General features: G+C 40.7%; 6 protein-coding genes and 1 pseudogene. 4 read left to right on the forward strand and 3 right to left on the reverse strand.

Features of this window, described 5'->3' with window-relative positions; genetic code table 11:
* Positions 1-3: 3 nt before the first annotated feature.
* Positions 4-1,131, reverse strand: coding sequence for a non-hydrolyzing UDP-N-acetylglucosamine 2-epimerase (gene wecB / locus GLIP_RS01040; protein WP_008842681.1), 1,128 nt, complete (start codon positions 1,129-1,131; stop codon positions 4-6).
* Between the two features lie 26 nt (positions 1,132-1,157).
* A complete protein-coding gene (locus GLIP_RS01045) occupies positions 1,158-1,400 on the reverse strand; it encodes an acyl carrier protein (RefSeq protein WP_008842682.1) in 243 nt (80 codons plus the stop codon).
* A 161-nt stretch (positions 1,401-1,561) separates the two neighbouring features.
* On the opposite strand from GLIP_RS01045, the pseudogene GLIP_RS01050 reads away from it, so the two are divergent.
* The 4 genes and pseudogenes from GLIP_RS01050 to GLIP_RS01065 all read left to right on the forward strand — a co-directional run.
* A pseudogene (locus GLIP_RS01050) lies at positions 1,562-3,112 on the forward strand (acyl-CoA ligase (AMP-forming), exosortase A system-associated); the annotation flags it as partial.
* Positions 3,105-4,340 carry a pyridoxal-dependent decarboxylase, exosortase A system-associated gene (locus GLIP_RS01055; protein WP_008842684.1) on the forward strand — a complete coding sequence of 412 codons (1,236 nt, stop codon included), beginning with the start codon at positions 3,105-3,107 and terminating at the stop codon, positions 4,338-4,340. The pseudogene GLIP_RS01050 and the gene GLIP_RS01055, both read left to right, overlap by 8 nt.
* 17 nt (positions 4,341-4,357) lie before the next feature.
* On the forward strand, positions 4,358-5,650 hold the full coding sequence (locus GLIP_RS01060) for a right-handed parallel beta-helix repeat-containing protein (RefSeq protein WP_008842685.1): 1,293 nt from the start codon (positions 4,358-4,360) through the stop codon (positions 5,648-5,650).
* A gap of 24 nt (positions 5,651-5,674) precedes the next feature.
* Positions 5,675-7,120 carry a polysaccharide lyase gene (locus tag GLIP_RS01065; RefSeq protein WP_153886236.1) on the forward strand — a complete coding sequence of 482 codons (1,446 nt, stop codon included), beginning with the start codon at positions 5,675-5,677 and terminating at the stop codon, positions 7,118-7,120.
* A gap of 40 nt (positions 7,121-7,160) precedes the next feature.
* Here the strand turns inward: GLIP_RS01065 and GLIP_RS22025 are convergent.
* Positions 7,161-8,123, reverse strand: a 963-nt coding sequence (locus GLIP_RS22025) for a hypothetical protein (protein ID WP_040521579.1), incomplete at its 5' end; no start/stop codon positions are given.

Genomic DNA, 8,123 nt, shown 5'->3' on the forward strand with positions numbered 1-8,123 from the left:
CCCTTAGTTATAATTTTTTATTAATTCCGCTATTCTCTGACAAGCTTTCCCATCCCCATAGGGATTATGGGCAAACGACATGGCTTGATAGGCATTGTCATCATTTAATAGCATCAGAGCATTATCAACTATTGCGTTGTAATCGGTCCCTACCAACTTAACCGTTCCTGCTTCTACTGCTTCAGGTCTTTCAGTTGTGTTGCGCATAACCAAAACCGGCTTACCAAGTGACGGCGCTTCTTCTTGTACACCGCCAGAATCAGTCAAAATAATGTGTGCTCGAGTCATCAGATAAACAAAAGGAAGGTAATCTTGCGGTTCTATTAAAAACACATCATCGGTATTCGCTAATAGACGATTTACTGGTTCTTGAACATTTGGATTCAAATGAACAGGATACAAAACTTGTACATTTTCCTGTTCAGCCAATGTTTTTAAAGCCTTGCAGATATTTTCAAAACCGTCACCAAAACTTTCACGTCGGTGCCCTGTCACAAGAATCAGTTTTTTCTTTTTATCTAAAAAATTAAATTTGTTAGTTAGCTCGGTATTTAATTTCGTATCAGATGTTATTTTATCAGCCACTTGTATAAGGGCATCGATCACGGTATTGCCAGTAACAAACACCGAATCTGACGAAATATTTTCTGCTAGTAAATTAGCTTCTGCTTTATTGGTAGGTGCGAAATGTAATCGGGTAAGTGCCCCCGTTAATTTACGGTTTATCTCTTCAGGCCAAGGGCTATATATATCACCCGTTCGAAGACCGGCTTCAACGTGTCCAACCGGGATACGCTGATAGAATGCAGCTAAAGAGGCTGCAAATGTTGTGGTGGTATCACCATGAACTAAAATAAGATCAGGCTTAGCTTCAGCTAACACGTCTCGCAAGCCTAACAAAGCTCTGGTTGTAATGTCATACAAGTCCTGACCAGGTTGCATTAAATCCAAGTCAAAATCGGGTGTCAGATCAAACAAGGCTAAAACCTGATCGAGCATTTGACGATGCTGAGCAGTTACACAAACGGATACATCTAGCTGCTTATCTTGTTTAAGTGCAAGCGCTAGAGGTGCCATTTTAATGGCTTCAGGACGCGTCCCAAATACCAGCATGATTTTTTGAAATTTCATAATGATTCTTAATTCAATTACGTCAGCTAGACTTTAGTTTCCACAAATGCGCACAATGCACCGAAGGTTTCGAAAATATCTGCACTAATTTCGTCGTCATCAACCTCAACACCGAAGGTATCTTCGATAGACGTTAACACTGTTACTACAGCCATAGAATCGAATTCAGGAATAGCTCCTAAAAGCGGGGTTTCTTCATCAAATTCAACATCACTAGATAATTGTAAAACATCAATTAGTATTTCTTTCACAGACGCGGCTGTATTCATTCTCTCTGTACCTGTATTATTATATTTTTTCGATAGATAGAACAATAAGCTCTATCATCCATTGTCGTATTGTTCCATTATTTAAAGTAATAAGAAATAGTTGTAACCCTAAAACAAGAGATAAGTATTAAAAATGGTAACGTTTTTTTGATGAGTTAGTATCGGAATCAGCTAAACAGCATGCACAAAAGTGTGCACTAATTTTTAAGCAAACTAAAATATCCTATGAGCAACTAACAAACTCAGTTTTAGAACTTGCTTGTGCACTGCAAAAACTAGGAGTTAATCGCCACGACAGAGTAGGTGTATTTCTACCGAAAACGCCGGATACAATTATTAGTTTGTTTGCAACTAGCCTAGCAAATGGAGTCTTTGTGCCGATAAACTCGGTCTTAAAAGGTCCCCAAGTTCAGCACATACTCAATGATTGTGATGTGAAGGTACTCATCACTAGTAGTGACAGATTGAAAATCCTTGAGCCTGTATTGAGTGAATGTCCCGCCCTAAAACATATCATTTTAACCGATAAACTGCCGGCTATTTCCCTTGATGATATACAACTTTCATTAATGCAAAACTTGGAAAAAGGACCTCTCACTAAAATCCATAGAACCGACAGTGATATGGCCGCCATACTATATACTTCAGGCAGTACAGGCAGACCTAAGGGCGTCGTTTTATCCCATCGAAATTTAGTCGTTGGTGCTAGTAGTGTTGCCGAATACTTGCACAATCGCGAATCCGACGTGATTCTAGCGTTATTACCGTTAAGTTTTGACTATGGATTGAGCCAAATTACAACCGGCTTACTAACAGGTGCAAGTGTCGTGCTAATGGACTACTTTTTAGCGGGCGATGTGGTTAAAGCAATGGAGCAACACCAAGTGACTGGGTTAGCCGCTGTTCCACCGCTTTGGCAACAACTCATGAAAGCTAAATGGCATGACAATGCAACGCAGCACTTACGGTATTTCACCAACTCCGGCGGTGCAATGCCACAGGTTACATTAACGTCTATACGTTCAACCTTTACCAATGCTAAACCTTATTTGATGTATGGTTTAACAGAAGCCTTTCGAAGTACTTATTTAGATCCAGAGTTAGTTGATGAAAAAATAGGTTCAATGGGCAAAGCTATTCCCAATGCTGAAGTCATGGTAGTCAGAGAAGATGGCAGTGAGTGTGATGCAGATGAGCCCGGCGAATTAGTGCATCGTGGACCGCATGTCAGCTTAGGTTATTGGAATGACACAGTTAAAACAGCTGAGCGCTTTAAACCAGTTCCTGCCAAACTCAATGGATTAGTCTTGCCAGAAATGGCGGTGTGGTCCGGCGATACGGTAAAACGCGATAAACAAGGCTTTTTGTATTTTGTCGGTCGCAAAGATGAAATGATTAAAACCTCAGGATACAGAGTGAGTCCCATGGAAGTGGAAGAAGCGTGTTATCAATCTTGCGGTGATATCTCAGAAGCCATTGCAACGGGAGTGAAAGATCTTGAGTTAGGTCAAGCTGTTGCATTACTGTTAGTGCTAAAAGAAGAAGCACAACATTCAGAAAAAGAAATATTAGCTTTGTGTAAAAAAGCCATGCCTAATTTTATGCATCCTAAATATGTCGAATTCAGAACGTCACTGCCACGCAACCCAAACGGCAAAGTAGACCGCAGCTTGCTTAGCAAAGAAGTAAAGGAAAAGTACGAAAATGTCTAAACCTACACCTGTTCACGCTGACATGGACCAATTCGACACCCTCGATAATCAAATTCTAGTAGGAGGGAAAAAACTTGATGTTATTGAAGGGATGCTCGATAAATCAGTATTTTACGCTTACGACAAAAAAGTCGTAAAAGCCCAAATCGATAAATTTCACCGCGCAATTCCACAAGCCATTAAATTGCACTATGCGATTAAGGCAAACCCATATCCCGCATTAGTAAATGCGATGTGTGAATGGGTGGAAGGCTTTGATGTCGCTTCTCAAAAAGAAATGCTCATTGCTTTGCAATCTAACATGCCGGTGAAAGACATCAGTTTTGCCGGTCCAGCAAAACAAGAGAGTGAAATCAAAGCAGCCATATGTGCTGGCGTAACATTACACGTGGAATCAGAACTTGAATTATCCCGCGCTATCGATATTGGCCAACAACTTGGGATACTTCCGATTGTTGCGTTTCGTGTAAATCCTGCATTTGAACTCAAAGCATCAGGCATGAAAATGGGCGGTGGACCCAAACAGTTTGGTATAGATGAAGAACGCTTATTTGAAATGTTACCCGAGCTAGATTATACGAAAATGCATTTTCGTGGATTTCATATTTTCTGGGGCTCGCAAAATTTAAAACAAGACGCCATAATTGATGCTCACAACAACACGTTTGAACTAGCTCAAAGACTGGTTTACGCTACGCCTGTGACAGTCGAAACAATCAATTTAGGCGGCGGTTTTGGTATCCCCTATTTTCCGGGTGAGACTCGATTAGATTTAGCGCCAATTGGTGATAATCTTGCGACGCTTTTGTCATCCTACCCCAAGTTAGCCCAATTGGAATTAATCATTGAGCTTGGACGATTTATTGTCGCAGAAGCGGGAATTTACGTTAGTAAGATTACCGACATAAAGGTCTCTCGAGGTCATACCTATTTAATGACAAATGGTGGCCTTCATCATCATCTGTCTAATTCGGGTAATTTTGGACAAGTGATCCGAAAAAACTATCCAGTCGCAATTGGCAACAAAATGAATTTAGACAAAGGTACAGAAGCCGTTACGGCAGTTGGACCTTTATGTACACCGCTAGATACGCTTGCCGATAAAATGTATTTAACCGACCCACAAATTGGAGATTGGTTGGTGGTTTTTCAGTCCGGCGCTTACGGACCAACGGCTAGTCCACAAGATTTCCTAGGTCATCCTCATGTTGCAGAAATCCTGCTTTGACACAATAAAACCTTACAATGAAAATCCAAAAAGCAAGCTTTAAAAAGCTTGCTAGCTATAGCCTGATAGTGGTTGGCTTAACCTTAGTGATTGGTACTATTTTTTTGCAATCCAACCTAGGAAAAGAGTTAACCATTAAAGGCCGTCAATATGTACAACTGAACTTGCATCAGAATTGGGGAGTGAAGCTCGCCTTGTTGGAATGCGCAGATTTTCTACTCACACTGTTACCTCAACAGCAGATTTTACCTTTCGACAGAGACAAGTCGGATGCAGGTTTTGACCGCGCCAAAATCATTGATTCGCATAGTATCAAAGCAATCTCTTTAGTGGCTCCCAAGCTATATCAGGTGAGCAGTGAAGTAGGACTTAGAAAGGCGATGTTATCTGCACATGCAGGAGATGTAATACTTTTAGCACCTGGAAATTACTTTGTGCCCAAACGACTTGAGGTTAGGCACAATGGTACTCTGGATCGTCCCATCCGAATCGTAGCTAGTTCTCCCGGCAACAGCGTGTTACATATTCAAAATACCGAAGGCATCTATTTAGACAAAGCTAATTGGCACATCGAAAATATTGTTTTTAAAGGTGCATGCAAACAACAACGTTATTGTGAGCACGCTATTCACCTATATGGAAATGCCGATAATACACAGATAATCAATAATCAATTTATCGACTTTAACGCAGCGGTAAAAGCCAATGGTAACTATCAACACAAGCCAGCTTGGTTTGCTGACAATGTAACAATCACAAATAATGATTTTTTCAACCACTCATACCGTAACACCATGACACCGGCGACACCGATTGACGTGGTAGGTGGTAACAATTGGTTAATTGATAAAAACTTTATAGCCGATTTTGCGCGAACGTTAACTGGAAAAATTTCAGTTACCTATGGGGGATTTCTAAAAGGAGGTGGCGCGAACGGGGTGTTTAGCAATAATGTGATTAATTGCGCTTGGCGCTTGCCTTATCAGTCTAGTTTAGATGTACGGGTTGGACTGTCTTTTGGTAATGGTGGTACCCAAGGAGAATTTTGTCAAAGCCAACACTGTGAATATGAACACACGGGCGGTAAAATCAAGGATAATTTGGTACTAAATTGCATCAATGATGTGAGTATCTATTTAAACAAAGCTGCAGCTTCTGAGATTACTGGTAATAGACTGCTAAACTCGCTTGGTATAGATGCTAGATTTAAACAAACATCAGTCAATATAAATCACAATATAGTCGATGGCCGGATTAAAGCTCGTGACAATGCATTTATAAGTCAACGAGACAATGATATGGTTAATTAAATGCTCAGCAAAAACGCGTTGATAATGAAAAACTTATATAGATATATTTACTTACTAGCCTTTTTTAGCTTCTTTTCAGCCGCTCAAGTTTTCGATAATAGCGTGACTCACAGATTTGCAAGTGAAGTTGCCTACCTTTATTGGCCTGAAGGTAATTTCGCGAAATTCCACAAAGAATATGCGCAACCTATTGCGCAATTGGACATCCAAGACGTTGATCGTGAGCATTCAGTTAAAATCGACTTGTCGAATATAAAACTAACTAATCCCTTATTTATCACGCTCTCGTCAGCAGACGGGAACAAGGGAGTTGCTGATTTCTACAGTGTTGAAAAAGGTGGCTACAACGCTCCCCAACTTACCTTTGAACAAGGCAATAAAAAACGCCTATTGTTAGCTGAAATCGATACATACATCGCAAAAAAGAACCGTAAAGCGGTAGGTACAAAGTCGACTCTCAAAGCAGGTGGTGGTCACACTATATTGTTAAAATTTCAGTTTGCGCAAAAAGCTGATTTACAAGCAATTAAGAACCTATCGTTAGTATTAACCACAACCAACCGCCAATATGGCAAGTCAAAATTACAAGCTAATCAAATAATTTACTCCCCTGTGGTGCAACAACAAGACAATTCCGGTATTGCGCAAAAATATGTGCTAGACAAAGGCATTAAACAAGACAAAGCCGTTTATTTCGCAGACGATTTTGATGATCAGGGCTGGTTTAGTGGCATAAAGCAAAGTGTAGGCTTAACGGAACCAGTATGGCAAAACACGGGCGAGTTGCAGTTTATCGATCACAGTGACGTCAGGCACTATAGCGGACAGCCAGGTAAGAGTGTCAATATGCGATTTTTGACGTCACAAAATCTTGCTGGAAATTTAGATTATTATTTCGCTCAACACGCTGGCAAAGAACCAGAAGAGGCCTTTTTTAGATATTATTCTATGCTGGCTCCTGGGGCGAAAGTTAGCGGCGGAGGGAAGCTACCTGGATTCAGTGGAACATATAATAAAGCTGGCTGGGGCGGTCGTCCAAACAATGGTGAAAACGGGTGGTCTGCTCGGGGCGCTTTTTATCATTCAATATCCTCCAAAAGCCCTGAATGGGGGGGGCAACTTCCAATTGGTAGCTACCTATATGAAGCAAATACCGGTAGTAAATATGGCAAATCTATTCCTTGGGGACACGAGATGTCAACCATGCAACCAGGCCGCTGGTATGCGATAGAGCAACAAATAAAGTTGAATACACCCGGTCTTAAAGATGGTGTATTTAAAGTGTGGATTGATGGTGTACTTATTTACGAGCGAAATAATATGTATTTCAGAGATACACCGCAGATGAAAATCGAAAAAGTGTGGTTAAACTATTATTTTGGTGGTGTCGCTAAACCAAAGAACAACTTTAATATGTACTTAGATAATATTGTTATTGCTTCTAGTTACATTGGGCCCATAAGAAAATAGCCGCTGAATTTGCGGCTATTTTGGTGTTAAGTTCCAATAGTTAGAAATAAAATTCCATGCTAAGTTGCACAAAATCATCTCTTCGATATTGATAAATAGGTTCTTCAGGAGAATCGCTTGAGAAAAACCAAGCATCTAAACGCCATTTCCAGTTGTCATTGATACGACTAGACGCTTCAACAAAACCAGAGCGACTATTGGTATTATCCAAATCTTGAACGATCCCTAATAAGATTTCAGTACCATCAATGTCATTGTAGACAATACGTGAACCAAACATAATATCATTTTGTGAAGGGGTTAAAAGCGTGTTATCTCGGCCATCATATTGATACTCGACTAACCAACCCAAATCAAACTGGGAATCAAACACACCCACTTTGGTATATTCGAATCCCCCCACTAATGCATTATAGTTTTCTACATTAGTGCGACGGCTGATACCTTCGAATTTTAGAAGCCAAGCTCCCATTACAGCCAAGACATCTACGCCAGCTTGCTGCATTTGCGGATAAAAAGGCCTCAACAAAGCAACCTCTTCGCTCATCTCTGGTACTAAAATGGGTTCGCGAGAGGTACCATCGAAATACGAAACCCCTACTTCCCAGCGTCCAAGCGTATGTTGCCAGCGAGCAGCCCAATCTACGTTTTTCTCTTCATCGCTGGATTCAAAAATAGGATTATCGGTATCAACTTCCAACATAAATCTAGGACGACCTTCCGGGCCGGCAAAAGTACGCTCTCTAAAATAAGGAAGTATAAATAACGACGTAGTACCCCAATCCTGAATTAACGATAAGTTGACCATTGGTTGGCCAAGTTTATCTTCTCCGTCGATTGCTTCAATGGCGTCCGTTTGATTGATTACATCAACCAAATGCAAAGATTCAGTTTGTCCCCAAAACACTTTACCTAGACCGGTTCTCAACTCCCATCTTTCGCCCACATGCAACCAAATCAACTCACGAATATCAGCATGGGTGCGTTCGTCGTCATTTTGATC

It is taken from the genome of Aliiglaciecola lipolytica E3 (assembly GCF_000314975.1).
In the GTDB taxonomy this organism is placed as follows: Bacteria; Pseudomonadota; Gammaproteobacteria; order Enterobacterales; family Alteromonadaceae; genus Aliiglaciecola; species Aliiglaciecola lipolytica.

Bases quoted from the DNA above. Each gene is read 5' to 3' on its own strand.
- wecB (WP_008842681.1), bottom strand. From the start codon at position 1,131: ATGAAATTTCAAAAAATCATGCTGGTATTTGGGACGCGTCCTGAAGCC.
- GLIP_RS01045 (WP_008842682.1), bottom strand. From the start codon at position 1,400: ATGAATACAGCCGCGTCTGTGAAAGAAATACTAATTGATGTTTTACAA.
- GLIP_RS01055 (WP_008842684.1), top strand. From the start codon at position 3,105: ATGTCTAAACCTACACCTGTTCACGCTGACATGGACCAATTCGACACC.
- GLIP_RS01060 (WP_008842685.1), top strand. From the start codon at position 4,358: ATGAAAATCCAAAAAGCAAGCTTTAAAAAGCTTGCTAGCTATAGCCTG.
- GLIP_RS01065 (WP_153886236.1), top strand. From the start codon at position 5,675: ATGAAAAACTTATATAGATATATTTACTTACTAGCCTTTTTTAGCTTC.